The sequence below is a fragment of the Paenibacillus sp. FSL L8-0644 genome (assembly GCF_038008165.1).
Classification (GTDB): domain Bacteria; phylum Bacillota; class Bacilli; order Paenibacillales; family Paenibacillaceae; genus Paenibacillus; species Paenibacillus polymyxa_D.
This window is the reverse complement of the sequence record NZ_JBBOYN010000001.1, coordinates 534,554-550,671: the sequence shown is the minus strand read 5'-3', so window position 1 is coordinate 550,671 and position 16,118 is coordinate 534,554. Positions and strand designations below refer to the sequence as shown.

Here is a 16,118-nt window from a genome sequence, read left to right as displayed (position 1 = left end):
TCCTTACTTCACCAAGAACCGTCGAGAAGACGTGGTGTTTGCGTATTTTTCAAAGATGTGCGGCTGTTCCTGCTTCAAGCGCTTAGTGTCTAGGCGCGTTGTTTGACTGGATTTCCAAGTTACCAAGGGTTCCCCGTTATACGTGGCAACCTCATTTTCACCGATAGCTGCCTTCAGCTCATTCTCCAATCGCTTAACCTGTTCTGTAGCCGCTTGTGCATCCTCTTTAGCCGCAATGAGCTTGTCGACCAGCAATGCCTGATCTTTCTCCAGCGTAATTTCTGTCGCTGGCCGAGAAGCAGGATACAAGCGATTCAGTAGCTCAGTCGAAGCAGCGCTACCGTCTACCATTGGTGGAACCCGTGGAATTACATGCTTGTTCCAAAACTCTTCCTCGATCTGTATGAGAGAATCAATAATGCCCTCGCTTCGTTCAACCAGCTTGTATTGGAATTTCTGTCCACCAATTAAAACAGCGAAGTAACCATAATCCACACCAAGCACAGCCATGTAATGTTGGAGCTGAATTGCGTACTCATCAGGAACCTGATCGTCAGCCCATTCGCTCAGCTTATAAGCGCTGGCCGTTTTACATTCCAGGATGCCAAGTCCTCGACCACCCTTGTCTAAAATCAGGCGGTCCACGTTACCCAACATAAATTTATGTGTAGGATGCTGGTACATTTTATTGCTGCGTTGCACTCGTAAACCAGTTTGATTCATAAACTCACGGGCGACTAAATCTTCTAACTGGTTACCCCAGTAAGCTGCTTCGCCTGGTTCGTCTGGTACAATCTGATCGGTTTTCTCCAGAAATACACCAACGGGTGATTTATACCGATTCAATCCGGCCACCGCAGATGCATCCGAACCACCGATACCACGCTTACGCAGTCTCAACCATTCGTCACGTTCAATGCCTTTTGTAATAGCAGCTACATTCATAGCCATATACATATCGCTCCCTCTTGTTAGGAACGGCCACCCATGATAAGATGGCCGTATTCACATATTTAGTTTTCAAAAGATCAGTGATAGCCCGTTGCCGCGGGCTATTTTTTTATAATGAAAAAGCTAACTCGTTTCGGTACAACTTCGGTATTCGCTATCTTGAGGCCAGTACCAATGATGCTTTTGAACTGCTCTGTGACTTCTCGTTGTCCCACTGTCTTGATTTTCAGCGCAGTATAAAGCCCCACATTTAACGCGATAGCTTCTAAAAACTCAGTAGCATCCACAGATTCGTCGGTGCTAATTTTCGCAAAAAACTCCACCACTTTTTTATGAGTTGCGTTCATGCCGTTTCTCCTTCCATGATTTCGTCATGCTCTGCAATCTGTCGATACTCGACGACCACCGGGGCATTTTCAATGCTTACGATAAGCACGTCATCTTCGTCTAAAACATGGAATTCCGAATGGACACTATTTTCATACTCCGTACCAACTTGTTTAATCTCAATGACTTCGCAGCCATTTAGCTCCGTTCCAACTTCAAAAATCCTTGTTGGATTAGAGACAACGGTCAAACGTTGAATAACTTGCACAAAGTTTCCTCCTTCCTTATGTAATTTCAAGCAGACTGGATTCGAACCAGCAGTCAGGCGCGCTCCGCCGTTTTCCACCTGATATTCTCACCATCGCGTGTACACGTACCATCGTGCCGCTGCTTTGTGATGCGTCAGTCGCATCTTCGACCCTCGAACGGGAGTAGGTTATATTACCGTCCGGTGGTCGAAGACAAGGCCGACATGGCCTGTCCCCACTTATTTCCTCACTACGTCGATTGCAATATGTTGCCGAGAAATTGCGCTCTGTCATCTGAAGGAAGGAAATTTAAACTCATCAAAGCATTGTTCCATTGAAAGTACGCTTCTTCCCGTTCCTGTAGTAGCTCCCGAAATTCAGGTGATACCACTGAACCTCCCCCTTGCAGAAAAGCTTCTATTGCATCCGTGTTGGCCTGCGTTCCTGCCTTCTTATCAAGAAAGTTTTTAATGAGATGTTCCTTTAACTGCTGCATCACGCACCCTCACCCTTGCTTTCTCTCGCAGAAGGAGATAGAATAAGCAACACAAGAGACTTTAATCGAGTTCTCAAACCAAGCGTTCGGCCCGCCAGCCGAGCGTTTTTCTTTTGTTCAAGCTCTATAATTTCCTTGTTCAAAAACCAATCCCATTTCCCATCCTCAATTTGTGTCTCTGATAAACGTTGACGCATGGAAACTAACTCATCTATGCGTTGTTGTACTATGCTCATAGCTAAACCTCATTTCATATATTTTTTTGCCTTCAGGTCAGCTCGGTGTTCTTTCCAAGCACCCAACCAGGAAAACGAATACTCTTTACATAACACTGCCGCGAAATGCGTAAGGGCAGTAATAGCTTCAACCGTCTCCATCAGTAGACGTTTCATGTTCTGGCGCTCAGAATCAGTAAGTTGGTCAGCAGTTTTGCTAATTGGGACCTCAGCAGACAGAACAAGAACTTCCCTCATTTCTTCAATCGTCTTGAACAGTACACTTGCCCTATGTAGATCTACATTGTCCAGCCAGGGCGCAAAGGCACCGCCTGTCACTTCCCCGGCTGCTGCAATGTAAAGCTGGCCGTCATCATAATGCTCCGCCGCTTGTTGCATGAGCTCTTTCGATGGTTTGCGGGAGCCTTTGATGATCTTTCCAATTAATGAAGCATCCACGTGAGCAGCTCGCCCCGCTGCGTTACGCGTTTCCCCCCGTCGTTTCAAAACCTCCTGAAGATTGGGACCAAACTGTCCAATTGACATGTTTTTTTCCTCTCCTTTGTCCGATTGACACGTTTATTACGGACAGAGGGCTGATGTAGTATTAGGTTGTAAGTTCTTCCCCCCGTATCTCCTCAACCCGCTGGAGCCGGTACAGCCCGGCGGGTTTCTTCCTAATTCATATGGACCCTGATTTGTTCTCTCTTAGCCATTCCAAGGGTTCCGGCCAGAGGACTCGTTTGCCGCGAGCACCACCAATGTTATATATAGGAAAGCCTGGCTCCTCAACCATGTCATAAGCCGCCTGCTTCCGAATTTTCATTCGTCTTGCCATTTCAGGAACCGTGATAATCTCGCCAGAATGCCGATTCAATTACTGTACCTCCTTTCCATATCAACAGACTTCTGTGGAACAAATCCAGTAAAAACGCATAGGCTAAAACTCCTACGATGTTTTATCTTTTTTTGACTCTATATGTGCCGCTAATTTGCTACTGTATTTAATCCAGTAGCAAATTAGCCGTTTATGTGTCCGCCGCCAAGCTTCTTCGCTCATAGTTGACGATTTACTCATTTAGCCGGCCCCCTTTTGTGTTCTTGTACTTTTATTTTGCGATGTATACTGAACCTGTACTTTTAGTCCAAAAAAAAGATAGTTGATATCGGCTTTTAGGATTTCAGAAATTTTAAACGCATCTGTAAGGGAAGGATTAGAATAACCATTTTCCCAATTGCTTACCGTAGCTTTTGAATAACCTAGTTTAAATGCAAGTTCTTCTTGAGTTAGACCGCTTTTTTTTCTAGCATCTGCTAGGGCGTGATTTTTCAAATTTATCACCTCTCTTGTACACCAATCTTGTACCTATGACTCTATTATAAGTACAAGATTGGTGTATGTCAACAATAAAATACAAGGTTAATGTACTTATTTTATATATAGGGCATTTTCGATGTACAATATACATGTACTTTTATAATTATTGTTTAGGGGGAAGTTGTGTGTTTCGCGGAGATAGAGTTGCGTATCGAAGAAAAAAGAAAAAGCTAACTCAAGAAGAATTAGCTTCAAAAGTTAACTTAACCAAGGCGGCTATAAGTAATTACGAAAATGGGCATAGCACTCCTTCAAATGAGACCTTGGTAGCTTTGGCGGACACCCTCGACGTTGATACGGATTATCTACTCGGGCGTACCGACACCCCTTGGAATGAACAAAGTGGCTCTAATTCTAAAAAGAATGATTTATCTCAAGAGACTACAGACTATGTACTCAAGGAGTTGGTGAAGAAATACAATATTGATCTAACCGACCCACAAAATAGAGAAACATTGGAGAAGATGATTAAGTTGGTCTATGAAGACTTATAAGTGTCTATGTAATCAAGCAATTTAGTTTCTATGAATGCATAGACTTCTTCCGGCTTTTCTTGGTTCAGTTGTTCAATGTCCGATAACATATTTTTAAATTCGTTTTTCATAGTTGGTTGCACTTCCATTCAATATCTGGATTAATTTCATGTTTTGCACAGTATAATTTTATACGTTTATTTGTATTCTATTGTTTCAAGAATATAGGAGATTGAGTTTATCAAACTATAGACAAATAAATTATATATCCATATGCCCTTCCCACGAAGAATGACTTTTTAGGGAAGGATATTTTTGTAACTTTTTTCACCACCAATACAAATCAGCAAGTCCCCCAGCCGATGGGGCAATATTAAGGAAGATTAACGTGAAAAGAATTCTATTAACAATTATTATGACAACAGTAGTTCTAGCAGGGTGTGGCACAGAGGGTGAAGCACAAAATCAAAATACTGAAACTACCGAGACAGCTCAGGCAACAGTTGATACCCCTACTAATAAAGATGTTAAAGCTGCTTCCGAAGTTGACTTAAACACATACGTATTCGATATGACAGTGGGAGATTTTACAGAAGCATTCAACACCGTTGCTCAAAGATATAAATTAGACTATTTAAAAATATCCGAGCTAAAATCACAATTTAATAAAAATAGGGTATTGGCATTCCAACATGCTTTTAATGAAGATTTGCGTATGATAGGTACTATAAATACTGAACTGAAGTTGTCAGAAGTCATGGTCCTCGGGAAAGGAGATCTGACAAATAAGACTGGTGAAAAGTTATTTGCCGCTATTGGGACGCTTATAATGACGACTAATAATAAATATACTTCCGATGATGCACAGGAAGTTTTAAAAGATATAGGACTGTTTGATAAGGATATAAACCTGCAAGATTTTAATAAAGCTACAGTTCGAAATGGCATCAAATACAGATTGGGAATACATGACAAAACGACAGTGGTTTTTGATATCACACCTGCCAAATAAAAACACCCAAAACAAATTTCCAAACGTTTGGAGTTTCGGTACAATATAACCTAAAGCCCTTTTCGGGCTTTTCTTTTGGAACAAAAATAGAACATACATTCCCTATTTTAATTAGGAGGTTCGTCATGAGAGGACATATAGCCCAGAAAGGGAAGAAATACTACATCGTCGTGGATATGAAAGATGAAGTAACAGGAAAGCGTCGCAGGAAGTGGCTTACCGGCCCCAATGGAGGCTTCGATAAGAAAAGAGATGCTGAACGTGCAATGCCTGACATTCTCAGTGCTTTTAATAAAGGAACCTTTGTAGAACCGACCAAGAAAACTTTCGGTGAAATTATGGAGACCTGGCTCAAAGACAAAAAAACCTCTGTTAAACACGGTACTTGGAAGTCTTATGAGTGGCTTGTAAACACACACATTGTGCCGAATCTGGGGAAAGTGCAGATGACAAAATTAAAACCACAGCACCTCCATAATTTATATCACGAAACATTGCTACCCAAATTATCTGTAAGCTCTATCAAGAAAGCTCACGTCCTAGTTTTAGATGCTTTAAACCGGGCAGTAGCCTGGGGGGTTATCACACAGAATGTTGCCTCGTATGTGGACTTGCCCCAAGGAAAAAAGAAAAAATTTGAGGTTTGGAATGAGCATCAATTAAAAACATTCCTTGACGCCGCATCTGAAGATCAATACTTCATGGCCTTCGAGCTCGCTGCCTCTACTGGCATGCGTCAAAGTGAGATACTCGCCCTCCCCCGAACAGAGGTAGATTTGCAGAGGAAAACTGCTTCGGTTCGACAAGCTTATACCATTTCTGAAATAGGACATGACCTTGACGATACTAAAAATGATAGCAGCGTTCGCTCCATCGCACTGTTTGCTAATACCGTTAATTTTTTGGAAAATCACTTTAGAAAGCAAGAATATGAGCAAGCCAGAAATAAGCTATACAATGATTCAGGCTTAGTAATTCAAACGAGTGTGGGAACGCCTCTTGGCCCCCGCAATCTAATGAGACATTACTATCGTATTTTGGACAGAATTGTAAAGGAACATCCCGATTTCCCCCGAATTCGTTTCCACGATCTGCGACACACTCATGCAACGCTACTTCTCAAAGCTGGTATCCATCCAAAGATCGTTCAAGAGCGACTTGGACATTCGTCTATCAATGTAACTCTGGATACCTATTCACATGTTCTTCCGAATCTCCAAGAAGCGGTGTTAAAAAACATTGGCGATTCAATCACAGGAGAGAACATTAGCACCGAAGAACCCACTTTACTAGACTAAAGGGTAGAAAAATGGTAGAAAAATGCTCAATTTAACAAAAAAGCGCGACCTCCAAAAAGCTTGGAAGCCGCGCTGTGCTTGAGTTTTATAGAATGCTGGTGAAGGGAATTGAACCCCCGGCCTACGCATTACGAGTGCGTTGCTCTACCCCTGAGCTACACCAGCAGGTCAGTGTAACTGACAACAAAAACTATTATACTCTTAGTTACATAAAAATCAATCACTTACATCAACTTTTTCAACTAGGATTTGGATTTAGTTCGGTAACATTTCCTGTCACGGTGCCAGATAGTTTCTCTGCGACGGAACGGAGCTTTTGGTGACTGGAGGAAGGCTTGTCACGGCGATCATCAATTTTGACCGAGGTGGAAACACGCTTCGCTCCTGACAGGAATGGTGCTTCGTGCAGCGCAGCGATGGCGGTGAATACATCGTCCAACGAACCTTCAATAATCGTACTCATGGAGGTAAGCTCATAGGTAATTCCTTTTTGCGTCTTCAACACTTTTTGCATCTGGGCAACGTAGTCGCTCAGGCTTGTACTCCCCGTTCCAATCGGGATCACTGTCACTTCTGCAATAGCCATCGCCAGGTTCCTCCCTAAAATTAAAATCATCGCTTCTTTAAAAATCTAAAATTTCAGTCCGATAGAGCGAGCAGCCTTATTTCACAAAAAAAGTTCATATGTATGCTGCTTGTTTCTGTAGGAAACATCTTTATCATTCATTGTACCGTTCAAACTGTCTCAATTCAAATACAGCCCGCGACTTCTCTGTATATTTTGATTTTCCATTCCTTTTCCTTTACGTATGGCTTCGAATGTTGCTATAATACTCCTTGCACTTATTTGAAATTTTAAGTTTTTACACACAATATGTTGGGTTAAATATTCATAACACGTCTAAATATAGTGATGTAGCCGATAAATCGTACGGGAACCATCTTTTCCCCCTTCATTGGCAGGTACATCGCTATTTCTATGTTATTGGATTACATACAGCCCCCAAATGCTGTCTGACCATCGCTTTTTTCGCCATTATCTTCTCATCATGATCATTTTCATGCCTATTCCCAAGTATGATTCCAAATCAGGAAAGCGAGGAATTAATCCTATGCCACAACTCGTAACCAAACCAAACAATCGCCAGTTGGCTTTTGACGAAATACGCATCTCCGTATATGCCGACCGTGTACTCAGCGGACTGGACAAGCTGGATAAGGATCGACTCATTCGCGGTGTAACTAGCAAGCTGCGCCGGGACGAAGTCACGGGGGATGACATTAGCAACGCGTTTGCAATGGCTGCCCTTGAATTGGTTAGTAAGGAAGAACCGGACTGGAAATTTGCCGCTGCACGTGCTTTGCTCACTTCCTTGTATAAAAAAGCGGCTACTCACCGCCGTTACAAATCCTATGCGGACGAGCCTTACGGCGCTTTTTATCCACTGATCACTGATTTGGTCCAAAAAGGAATTTACCGTCAAGAACTGCTCGACTACTATACCAAGGAGCAGATTGATGAGTTGGGCGATTCCATTTTGCCGAAAAATGACCTGTTGTTCGATTATATCGGGCTGTTAACACTGTCTGAGCGCTATTTGGCCAACGATTTTGACGGACGCGTAATGGAACTGCCTCAAGAACGCTACATGATCATCGCGATGTACCTGATGCACCAAGAGCCTGCCGACAAGCGGATGGAGCTGGTCAAAGAAGCATACTGGGCGATGAGCAACATGTACATGACAGCAGCTACACCAACTATGTCCAATGCCGGAAAAAAGGTGGCCGGACAGCTCTCCAGCTGCTTTATCGACACCGTAGACGACTCATTGGAAGGTATTTTCGACTCCAATACGGATGTAGCCCGTCTTAGCAAAATGGGCGGCGGCATCGGCGTATACCTTGGTAAAGTACGGGCGCGTGGCTCCGATATCCGTGGACATAAAAATACAAGTTCCGGCGTCATTCCGTGGATTCGCCAGTTGAACAATACAGCTGTTAGCGTAGACCAATTGGGTACTCGCAAAGGTGCAATTGCCGTATATCTGGACGTATTCCATAAGGACATCCTCGCATTCCTTGACCTGAAGCTGAACAACGGTGACGAGCGGATGCGTGCACATGACGTGTTCCATGGCGTATGTCTGCCCGATCTGTTCATGGAGCGGGTCGAAGCACGGGGCGAATGGAATCTGTTCTGTCCGCATGAAGTGAAGAAAGTAATGGGCTGGAAAGATGACAACGGTCGTCCACTGGGACTGGAAGATTTTTATGATGAAACCTTCGGTTCAGGTACCTTCCGCGAAAAGTATGAGGAGGCGTCACAGCATCCCATTCTCTCTCGTATTACAGTGCCTGCCATCGACATTATGAAGCGCCTGATGAAGTCGCAACTGGAAACAGGTACGCCTTACATGTTCTACCGTGATACGGTAAACCGGGCCAATCCGAACCGCGCCCATGGTATGGTGTATTCCTCCAACCTGTGTACGGAAATTATGCAAAACCAATCTGCAACTGTAGTGGAAAAAGAAGAATTGGTCACCAAGGACGGACAAACGCGCATCGTTATTTCCAAAATTCCTGGCGACTTTGTGGTGTGCAACCTGAACTCCATCCATCTGGCTCGTGCGGTTCCGGCAGGTGTGCTGGATCGCCTCGTGCCGATTCAGGTACGTATGCTGGATAATGTTATTGATATCAACAACATTGAAGTACTGCAAGCACAATATACGAACAGCCAATATCGCGCTGTCGGTCTGGGTACATTCGGACTGCATCATCTACTCGCACTGGAAGGTATCCGTTGGGAATCCGATGAAGCGGTAACCTATAACGATCATTTGTATGAAAAGATTAACTACTTGGCCGTCAAATCCAGCATGGAGCTAGCGAAAGAAAAAGGCCGTTATGCCAAATTCGAGGGCTCTGACTGGTCTACCGGGCACTATTTCACTTCCCGTGGCTATACAGACGGTACACGCGAAGGCAAATTTGTCACTACCTCCGAGTGGAGTGAGCTTGCAGAAGAAGTCCAACAAAACGGTGTCCGCAACGCATGGCTGTTCGCCATCGCGCCTAACGGTTCCACGTCTATTATTGCAGGCTCTACCGCCAGCATTGATCCATTGTATGAGCTGCTTTCCTATGAAGAGAAAACAACTTACAAGATTGCTAACCCTGCACCGGACTTGAACGAAAAAACTATCTGGTACTACAAGACGGCTTTCTTGCTGGATCAACACGCTTCGATCAACATGGCTTCTGCACGTCAGCGTCATATTGACCAGGGCCAAAGCTTTAACCTGTATGTACGGCCTGATATTAAAGCAACTGAATTTTTAGAGCTGCACATCCATGCCTGGAAATCAGGTATGAAATCGACCTATTATGTACGCAGCCGCGCACTGACGATTGAAGAATGTGATAGCTGCGCATCCTAAACTAAAGGAGAGAAGCTCTCATGCAGTTACAGAAGATTTTTAACACGGAAGCGCCAAATCGCTCTACCCGTATTATTGAAGGCGAAAGCTCCGGTATTTTGAATTGGAACGATATTCGGATGCCGCATATGTACAAATTGTATAAAGTGCTGCTGCTGAATCACTGGATTCCAGATGAAATCCCGATGTCCAAGGATGCGTCCCAGTTCCCTGTGCTGGATGCCGAAGAACAGCGCACCTTCAAAATTAACATCGGCCTGCTGGCTGTACTGGATTCGATGCAAACGATGTTTGTCGGGGATGTAAAACGTTATTTTACCGACTCTTCATTGGAAGCTATTTCAGCGATTATCGGGCAGCAGGAAGTGGTGCATAACCAGTCCTACTCCTACGTTCTGTCTTCTTTGGTGTCAGATCAGGAACAGAAGGAAATTTTTGAATACTGGAAAAACGATCCCGTCCTGCTGGAGCGTAACACATTCATCTCGGACATTTATCAGGAGTTCCGCGATGAGCAGAACCCACAGACCTTTTTCCAAGCGATGGTAGCGGATTTGATTTTGGAGGGCATTTTCTTTTACAGTACGTTTGCGTTCTTCTACAACTTGGCGCGTGATCAGAAAATGATGGCAACCAGCCAAATGATCTCGTATATTCAGCGTGATGAAAATCAGCATTGCTACTTCTTTGCCGAAGTGTTTAAGCAACTGTTGTCTGATTTCCCTGAGCTGAATACCAAGGAAAATACGGACTATGTCTATCGTATGATTGACCGCGCTGTGGAGCTGGAAACGAATTGGGCGCATTATACGCTCAAAGAGGTTCGCGGCATCGACTTGAACGAGCTGAGCGATTACATCAAATACATGGCAAATATGCGCCTGAGACTGCTTGGTATGGACAAAGCGTACGAAGGCGTAGATGTAAACTGTATGCCTTGGATCAAACCATTCTCAGATGAAGCGCTGAATGCGACAAAAACGGACTTCTTTGAAGCAAAATCACGCAATTATGGCAAGGTCGGAGATGACAACGGATTTGACGATTTGTAAGTCATAAGATACAGCCTTAGCTCGGTGCTTACCGGGCTAAGGCTTTTTTCATGAGAATTTACGCAAATACGCAAAAAAATCATGAAACATCTGAATAACTATTCATATTTTCCTATTTGTACACGATATATATGAAGAAAAAAAAACAAAGTAAGGAGCATATTATGAAAAGCAGCGTCAAAAAAAGAATGGGATTACAATCCAAACTCTACTTCATCTTGCTCATTCCTTTAATAGTGATTGGCGTCATTGTTCTGTGGACGACCAATCAATCTATCCAAAATGCTTCTCTATCAACCATGCAGCTAAACAATGAAACACTGGCAAAGAACACGGCCCAGTTACTGAACAAATCCGCAGTCAAGAGCTTAAATACGGATACATCTGAGCAAAGCAGAGCGTATAAGCAGCTTCGGAACGAGTTAAATACGCTCAGGCTGCAAACTGGAATCCTGTACATCTATATGTACAATCGGGTTGGCAATGAGTGGAAAATTACGGTGGATGGAGCCGCATGGGACGATAAAGACTACAGTCCATTCGGAACTCCTGTAAGTTTTACCCTTAAAGAAACGGAAGAGAAATTAAAACAAGGGGAAACGGTAACTACAGATATTACAACGGACCCTGAGTGGGGGACGATGTTTTCCTCCTTTACTCCCATTAAGGATACAGACGGAACCATCATTGGTTATTTGGGAATCGACAGATCCCTGTCCTCTGTAACTGAAGTATACGAACATACCTTGCCCGAAGCCTACCGATTAGTTATCCCTGTTATCTCCATCATTCTGATCATCTCCATTGCGGCTATGATGCTGGTAACCCGGCGGATACTGCGTCAGGTGAGATTTATTAAAAATACACTGGAGCAAGTAGCCGACGGCAACCTTACGGTTACATCGTCGCAAGTAACATATGATCAGTTAGGCGAAATCAGCGGATTGACGAACAAAATGGTGGAAGCCATGTCGAATATGATTGTGGATATTCAAAGCAGTTCAAGTACACTCCAGCATGCTTCGAAGAATATCGTCGTGACAACGGAGGGGACACTCCATCAGACTGAGGAACTGTCCCGTACGCTCCAGCAAATTGCCGATGTCTCTATTAACCAAGCAGAACAAGCGGTGGAATCAGTTCAACAATCTGACCGATTAGGACAAACGCTGGATGAAGTCGGAAGCCATGTGCAGCAATTCACGGATACAGCCCATCATCTCAATGAGGTTCGCAATCAGGTAGCCAGTGAGCATGAACTGTTATTAGAAAAAGGACGAGAAAGCGCCCTGCGTATCAAGCAGATGCAACGCATGTCCCACGCGTTAACCGAAAAATCCCGCGAGGCGGCTAACATCGGTCAGCAGGTACAGGGCATCGTAAAGCAGACGCAGATTTTGTCCTTTAATGCATCTATTGAAGCCTCACGTGCAGGCGAAGCTGGCAAGGGTTTTTCTGTAGTCGCTCATGAAATGGGACAACTTGCCCAACAATCCGCCATATCGATTCGTGAAATCGATGAAATCTTAAGCAGCTTTGTTGAGCAAATTGAGCAAATGGGTGATCAATTTGATGAAAACATAAAGACCGTCAATGAACAAGAAACCCAAATTTCGGTATGTCTACAGTCTGTTGACAAAGTCACCCAGGTCTCACAGGAAGTTCAGGAGTTAGCTGCACATCTGGCTCAATTGACGGCAGAGATGCAAGAGGTACGTCACAGCGTAGATCAACATTTAAATCACACAGCCAGCGCGGCACAGCAGACTGCCGGAATGACAGAAGATGTATCAGCAAGTGCTCAGAAGCAGGCCCTAGCGGTAAAAGAACTATCCGAAGTAGCCCGCAATTTGACCACACTATCAAACAATCTGCAGCGTCATGCCGACCAGTTCCGGGTAAAAAACGCTGAATAGTGAATATTATGTTGGATTCGATTCAACTGAACGAAAAGAAGTAAACTAAAATGGAGCATTCGCTAACGTAGCGAATGCTCCATTATTATGTTTTGAAAGCCGAGCAGAGTTCACCTTTATCCGAGTAGGTGCATACATATAACCTAGAAGTGTGTATTCAAGCACTCCAGACTCATATCCGTTCTTATGACGGGGGTAGCGCCGCTGTTTTCACCTGTTTCGTATAAGAAGGATAGCCTCCCGTATGCTGGAGCATTTCGATTTCACGCAAAATACGCGGCAAGTCAGCGACCGAGTTCATCACGATGTGGGCTCCTGCTCTTTTCAAACCATATACACTCTGTCTGCGCCGTTCCTCAGCCACTCTGTCTTCCGCTTCATGACTGGTCGTTTGAGCTACGGTCGTCACGCTTTCGCTATGGTTCAAGACACCAATCGTCCATACACCGGCGTTCCGTCCTTCTTGCATATCGGCTGCTGTATCTCCTACTTTCACAATATCGCTCAGCGGAAATACCTGCAAGCGATGTGCAATTTCATAGATCATCCACGGATAAGGTCTCCCCTGCGAAACTTCACAAGGGGCAACCATACAATCCAGCGTATAGGGTGACTGTGCAGGCGTAAATACGTGACTGAGCATCTCCATTGGACAGGATGCAGTGGCACCTGACTGAATGCGACGATCCTGCAACTCCTGCAGCGCCCTGTCTATACCGATAGCAGGCTCAGCCCCTTGGATCAAGGAGCGGAGAACAGGGACAAGCTCAAGATAAATATGCTCAATATCCACTCTGCCAGGATGCGCACCAAAGCACTCCAGCCATTTTTTCCGAACCTCTGAAAGTCCCAGCACATTCGCAATATGATCCCGGATCGGCATTCCTCGCCCATGAGATACCTGTTCTTCAGTTACCTGTATACCTTTCCATCTGAAAATATCACGCATTCCCTGGGTTAAGCCTCGTCCTCCGGGGTCTAACAATGTACTTTCGAGATTAAAAATAACCGCCTGTATCATGCAATCCCCGCCTTTCCGTACCGCGGCTATCCGCAATCTTTATTTTGCTTAGGAACATGATACACAGCTAACGTAAACTGAAATGTCGTAAACGGTAAGCGGATTGTAATTGAAAATAAATCCCTTGATTGGTTGTGAATACCGAGTGTGATCAGAGGAGGAGTCGCAACATGAGACAGCCTTGGAATGAATTTAATTCCAAAATGCCTTGGCGGATGGAGCTTGGTTGTTATGCGCTGAATAAACTGGCCTGTGGAGGATTGGTTTTTGGTCTCTTATGGGTCTACTGCTATCTGACAGAGGAAGTAATAGGGGTTCCTCTGACTATAGCAGGCAATAGTGGTGAACTGACCGCGCAGCTGTGGGCCTATGGTTTTGCCCTTCCTGCCGCTCTTGTCGCTGATGCGCTATGCGATCTTTTACCCTGGCTTCGCAAGCCCGAGCAGCTCACCCTATACCTCGCTGCAGGATTCAGTGTCTTTCTCCTGCTAGGTTCTTTGATGTCGCCTGCCGGAACGGGCATTTCATGGAGCAACGGCATAGCAGGTGCAGGGATTACACTGCTGTATTATGGAGGAAGGCACTGGCTGAACCGTGAATATGGATTACAGATCATGCTGGCCTTCCTCCTGCCACTGCTGCTATGGCCTATAGGGCTTCAATAATGTCGCCAGCGATCACAGAGGCAGGATGCTGGCGATGACGTGCGGCTGTTTCTCCAGCCGCACCATGCAAATACACGCCAAAAGCTGCTGCCTGCGAAGCACTCAGGCCCTGAGCCAGCAAACCTGCGATGATGCCTGTTAGCACATCGCCCGCACCGCCTGTCGCCATCCCAGCATGGCCTGTGGTATTGACGTAGGCCGCTCCGTCGGGACAAGCGATGACGGTGCGCGCTCCTTTGAGCACCAGCGTGACCCCACGTGTTCGGGCGTACTCCCGGGCATGGGTGATACGGTCACGCTGCACCTCTGCTGTCGGTATGCCCAGCAGACAAGCCATTTCACCGGGGTGCGGCGTCAGTACGACTGCCGCACTTCTCGGCTTCCAAGCCTCTAGCTCAGGCCCCGCCGAGGCGAGGATGTTCAAGGCGTCCGCATCAAGTAGGAGCGGACCGCCGTATTCCTCCCACAGGCGGCGTAGCCAGCCGGTGTCCCCTGCAAAGCGGCCGAGGCCGGGGCCGACGGCCAGCACATCACGTGCCTGCGCGAGCTGTAGCAGCTCGTCTGCGGAGTCGGCGTTCCATTCGCCGTCTCCGCCTGCTGCTGCGGCAGCGAGCATTAGTTCCGGCGCGGCGCCAATGACGCGCGGCAGCAGCGCTTCGGGCACCGCCCACGTGACAAGGCCGCTGCCGATGCGCAGGGCGGCACGTGCGGCCAGCAAGCCCGCGCCGCTCATGCGCAGGCTTCCAGCCGCGACCAGAACGTGGCCGTAGGTGCCCTTGTGTCCATCCGGCACGCGGCTGCGGCTTACATCCACGTCCAGCGCAGCGCGCAGCGTGTCACGGGTCAAGAGCTGCAGCTGCACGCCGCACTCACGGGCAAGGCCGGGTGGAATACCGATGTAGCGTACCACCACATCGCCTGCGGTCCCGGCGCCTGGATATTGGACGAGCCCACGCTTCAAGTAGGCGAGGCATACGGTGACGCGCGCACGAATGCACGGCTCGTGCAGTGCACCTGTGTCGGCGTCAAGGCCGCTAGGCACGTCTACCGACACCAGCGGCACGCCGCTGGCATTGGCCTCGCGGATCAGCGAGGCGTAGGGTTCGCGCGGCGGGCCTTGCGTGCCCGTGCCCAGCAGGGCATCGACGATGCCGGAGGCGCCGCGCAGGTCGAGGGTATCCCGGCCATAGAGGATCACCGGGATACCCAGAGCCGCGATGATATCGCGCTGCGCAGCCGCTTCACCCCGCAGCGTGTCTGGCGGCTCGACGTACACAACGGTGACGCGTAGACCTGCATCGGTTAAATGGCGGGCCGCCACCAGTCCGTCACCACCGTTGTTGCCTTTGCCTACGAGGATATACCAGTGTTCTCGTTCCCGTAAGTCATGTCGTCCTTGACTCCACGTCTCTGTCCGTATAACACCGCCATGTTCCGGTATATCCCCCGGCCCTATGTGTGAAAGCTTCAATACTTCGTCAGCTACCGCGCGCCCGGCATTTTCCATCAAGGTAAGGGCCGGAATACCCAGCTTGTCAATTGTATAGCGATCCAATTCTCGCATTTCTTCGGCGGTCACCATATACATGCCTTTCGCCTCCCGTATGGCTATCCCTGCTT

Annotated in this window: 18 protein-coding genes and 1 tRNA gene; 7 read left to right on the top strand and 12 right to left on the bottom strand. The window is 46.5% G+C overall.

Annotated elements, in window-relative coordinates; translation table 11 throughout:
- Nucleotides 1-3 precede the first annotated feature (3 nt).
- From NSS94_RS02455 to NSS94_RS02420, 8 genes are all read right to left on the bottom strand, one after another.
- Nucleotides 4-951 (bottom strand): YqaJ viral recombinase family nuclease, encoded by a 948-nt coding sequence (locus NSS94_RS02455; protein WP_341038506.1) that lies wholly within the window; start codon nucleotides 949-951, stop codon nucleotides 4-6.
- A 101-nt stretch (nucleotides 952-1,052) separates the two neighbouring features.
- On the bottom strand, nucleotides 1,053-1,298 hold the full coding sequence (locus NSS94_RS02450) for a hypothetical protein (RefSeq protein ID WP_341038505.1): 246 nt from the start codon (nucleotides 1,296-1,298) through the stop codon (nucleotides 1,053-1,055).
- Complete coding sequence (locus tag NSS94_RS02445; protein ID WP_257126884.1) at nucleotides 1,295-1,546, bottom strand: hypothetical protein; 252 nt, start codon at nucleotides 1,544-1,546, stop codon at nucleotides 1,295-1,297. Before NSS94_RS02445 ends, NSS94_RS02450 begins: the two co-directional genes overlap by 4 nt.
- Nucleotides 1,547-1,776: 230 nt before the next feature.
- Complete coding sequence (locus NSS94_RS02440; RefSeq protein ID WP_341038503.1) at nucleotides 1,777-2,022, bottom strand: hypothetical protein; 246 nt, start codon at nucleotides 2,020-2,022, stop codon at nucleotides 1,777-1,779.
- The gene (locus tag NSS94_RS02435) at nucleotides 2,022-2,258 is read right to left on the bottom strand and encodes a hypothetical protein (protein ID WP_014599868.1); all 237 of its coding nucleotides are present in this window, start codon (nucleotides 2,256-2,258) and stop codon (nucleotides 2,022-2,024) included. The genes NSS94_RS02440 and NSS94_RS02435 overlap by 1 nt, the downstream gene beginning before the upstream one ends.
- 9 nt (nucleotides 2,259-2,267) lie before the next feature.
- Nucleotides 2,268-2,783, bottom strand: a complete 516-nt coding sequence (locus tag NSS94_RS02430) for a helix-turn-helix domain-containing protein (protein ID WP_341038499.1) — start codon at nucleotides 2,781-2,783, stop codon at nucleotides 2,268-2,270.
- A 136-nt stretch (nucleotides 2,784-2,919) separates the two neighbouring features.
- Nucleotides 2,920-3,114, bottom strand: coding sequence for a hypothetical protein (locus tag NSS94_RS02425; protein WP_064796763.1), 195 nt, complete (start codon nucleotides 3,112-3,114; stop codon nucleotides 2,920-2,922).
- A gap of 201 nt (nucleotides 3,115-3,315) precedes the next feature.
- Complete coding sequence (locus tag NSS94_RS02420; RefSeq protein ID WP_049817010.1) at nucleotides 3,316-3,570, bottom strand: helix-turn-helix transcriptional regulator; 255 nt, start codon at nucleotides 3,568-3,570, stop codon at nucleotides 3,316-3,318.
- Between the two features lie 170 nt (nucleotides 3,571-3,740).
- Here NSS94_RS02420 and NSS94_RS02415 point away from each other — a divergent pair, with 170 nt between their 5' ends.
- The 3 genes from NSS94_RS02415 (at nucleotide 3,741) to NSS94_RS02405 (ending at nucleotide 6,398) form a co-directional block, all read left to right on the top strand.
- Complete coding sequence (locus NSS94_RS02415; RefSeq protein WP_341038495.1) at nucleotides 3,741-4,109, top strand: helix-turn-helix domain-containing protein; 369 nt, start codon at nucleotides 3,741-3,743, stop codon at nucleotides 4,107-4,109.
- Nucleotides 4,110-4,476: 367 nt separating this feature from the next.
- On the top strand, nucleotides 4,477-5,100 hold the full coding sequence (locus NSS94_RS02410; RefSeq protein WP_341038493.1) for a hypothetical protein: 624 nt from the start codon (nucleotides 4,477-4,479) through the stop codon (nucleotides 5,098-5,100).
- A gap of 125 nt (nucleotides 5,101-5,225) precedes the next feature.
- A complete protein-coding gene (locus NSS94_RS02405) occupies nucleotides 5,226-6,398 on the top strand; it encodes a site-specific integrase (RefSeq protein ID WP_341038491.1) in 1,173 nt (390 codons plus the stop codon).
- A 93-nt stretch (nucleotides 6,399-6,491) separates the two neighbouring features.
- Here the strand turns inward: NSS94_RS02405 and NSS94_RS02400 are convergent.
- Together NSS94_RS02400 and NSS94_RS02395 are read right to left on the bottom strand one after the other, a co-directional pair.
- A tRNA-Thr gene (locus NSS94_RS02400) sits at nucleotides 6,492-6,563 on the bottom strand.
- Nucleotides 6,564-6,636: 73 nt separating this feature from the next.
- The gene (locus tag NSS94_RS02395; RefSeq protein ID WP_029517883.1) at nucleotides 6,637-6,984 is read right to left on the bottom strand and encodes an MTH1187 family thiamine-binding protein; all 348 of its coding nucleotides are present in this window, start codon (nucleotides 6,982-6,984) and stop codon (nucleotides 6,637-6,639) included.
- 526 nt (nucleotides 6,985-7,510) lie between these two features.
- Between NSS94_RS02395 and NSS94_RS02390 the strand changes: the two genes are divergently transcribed.
- From NSS94_RS02390 to NSS94_RS02380, 3 genes are all read left to right on the top strand, one after another.
- Nucleotides 7,511-9,844: a ribonucleoside-diphosphate reductase subunit alpha gene (locus NSS94_RS02390; RefSeq protein WP_029517884.1), complete on the top strand. Its 2,334-nt coding sequence runs from the start codon at nucleotides 7,511-7,513 to the stop codon at nucleotides 9,842-9,844.
- A gap of 20 nt (nucleotides 9,845-9,864) precedes the next feature.
- Nucleotides 9,865-10,896 carry a ribonucleotide-diphosphate reductase subunit beta gene (locus NSS94_RS02385; RefSeq protein WP_029517885.1) on the top strand — a complete coding sequence of 344 codons (1,032 nt, stop codon included), beginning with the start codon at nucleotides 9,865-9,867 and terminating at the stop codon, nucleotides 10,894-10,896.
- 164 nt (nucleotides 10,897-11,060) lie between these two features.
- Entirely contained in the window at nucleotides 11,061-12,812 is a 1,752-nt protein-coding gene (locus tag NSS94_RS02380; protein ID WP_341038489.1) for a methyl-accepting chemotaxis protein, read from the top strand.
- Between the two features lie 184 nt (nucleotides 12,813-12,996).
- On the opposite strand, the gene NSS94_RS02375 is transcribed toward NSS94_RS02380, so the two are convergent.
- Nucleotides 12,997-13,833, bottom strand: coding sequence for an HAD hydrolase-like protein (locus NSS94_RS02375; RefSeq protein WP_340931246.1), 837 nt, complete (start codon nucleotides 13,831-13,833; stop codon nucleotides 12,997-12,999).
- A gap of 170 nt (nucleotides 13,834-14,003) precedes the next feature.
- On the opposite strand from NSS94_RS02375, the gene NSS94_RS02370 reads away from it, so the two are divergent.
- Nucleotides 14,004-14,498, top strand: coding sequence for a hypothetical protein (locus NSS94_RS02370; protein WP_165148014.1), 495 nt, complete (start codon nucleotides 14,004-14,006; stop codon nucleotides 14,496-14,498).
- Here NSS94_RS02370 and NSS94_RS02365 read toward each other — a convergent pair.
- Entirely contained in the window at nucleotides 14,482-16,086 is a 1,605-nt protein-coding gene (locus tag NSS94_RS02365) for an NAD(P)H-hydrate dehydratase (RefSeq protein WP_341038487.1), read from the bottom strand. The two genes, NSS94_RS02370 and NSS94_RS02365, sit on opposite strands and share 17 nt — an antisense overlap.
- Nucleotides 16,087-16,118 lie beyond the last annotated feature (32 nt).

Coding starts and splice junctions, on each gene's coding strand:
- NSS94_RS02435 (WP_014599868.1), bottom strand. CDS start 2,258: ATGAGCATAGTACAACAACGCATAGATGAGTTAGTTTCCATGCGTCAA.
- NSS94_RS02370 (WP_165148014.1), top strand. CDS start 14,004: ATGAGACAGCCTTGGAATGAATTTAATTCCAAAATGCCTTGGCGGATG.
- NSS94_RS02440 (WP_341038503.1), bottom strand. CDS start 2,022: ATGCAGCAGTTAAAGGAACATCTCATTAAAAACTTTCTTGATAAGAAG.
- NSS94_RS02450 (WP_341038505.1), bottom strand. CDS start 1,298: ATGAACGCAACTCATAAAAAAGTGGTGGAGTTTTTTGCGAAAATTAGC.
- NSS94_RS02455 (WP_341038506.1), bottom strand. CDS start 951: ATGGCTATGAATGTAGCTGCTATTACAAAAGGCATTGAACGTGACGAA.
- NSS94_RS02390 (WP_029517884.1), top strand. CDS start 7,511: ATGCCACAACTCGTAACCAAACCAAACAATCGCCAGTTGGCTTTTGAC.
- NSS94_RS02405 (WP_341038491.1), top strand. CDS start 5,226: ATGAGAGGACATATAGCCCAGAAAGGGAAGAAATACTACATCGTCGTG.
- NSS94_RS02365 (WP_341038487.1), bottom strand. CDS start 16,086: ATGTATATGGTGACCGCCGAAGAAATGCGAGAATTGGATCGCTATACA.
- NSS94_RS02395 (WP_029517883.1), bottom strand. CDS start 6,984: ATGGCTATTGCAGAAGTGACAGTGATCCCGATTGGAACGGGGAGTACA.
- NSS94_RS02375 (WP_340931246.1), bottom strand. CDS start 13,833: ATGATACAGGCGGTTATTTTTAATCTCGAAAGTACATTGTTAGACCCC.
- NSS94_RS02385 (WP_029517885.1), top strand. CDS start 9,865: ATGCAGTTACAGAAGATTTTTAACACGGAAGCGCCAAATCGCTCTACC.
- NSS94_RS02380 (WP_341038489.1), top strand. CDS start 11,061: ATGAAAAGCAGCGTCAAAAAAAGAATGGGATTACAATCCAAACTCTAC.
- NSS94_RS02430 (WP_341038499.1), bottom strand. CDS start 2,783: ATGTCAATTGGACAGTTTGGTCCCAATCTTCAGGAGGTTTTGAAACGA.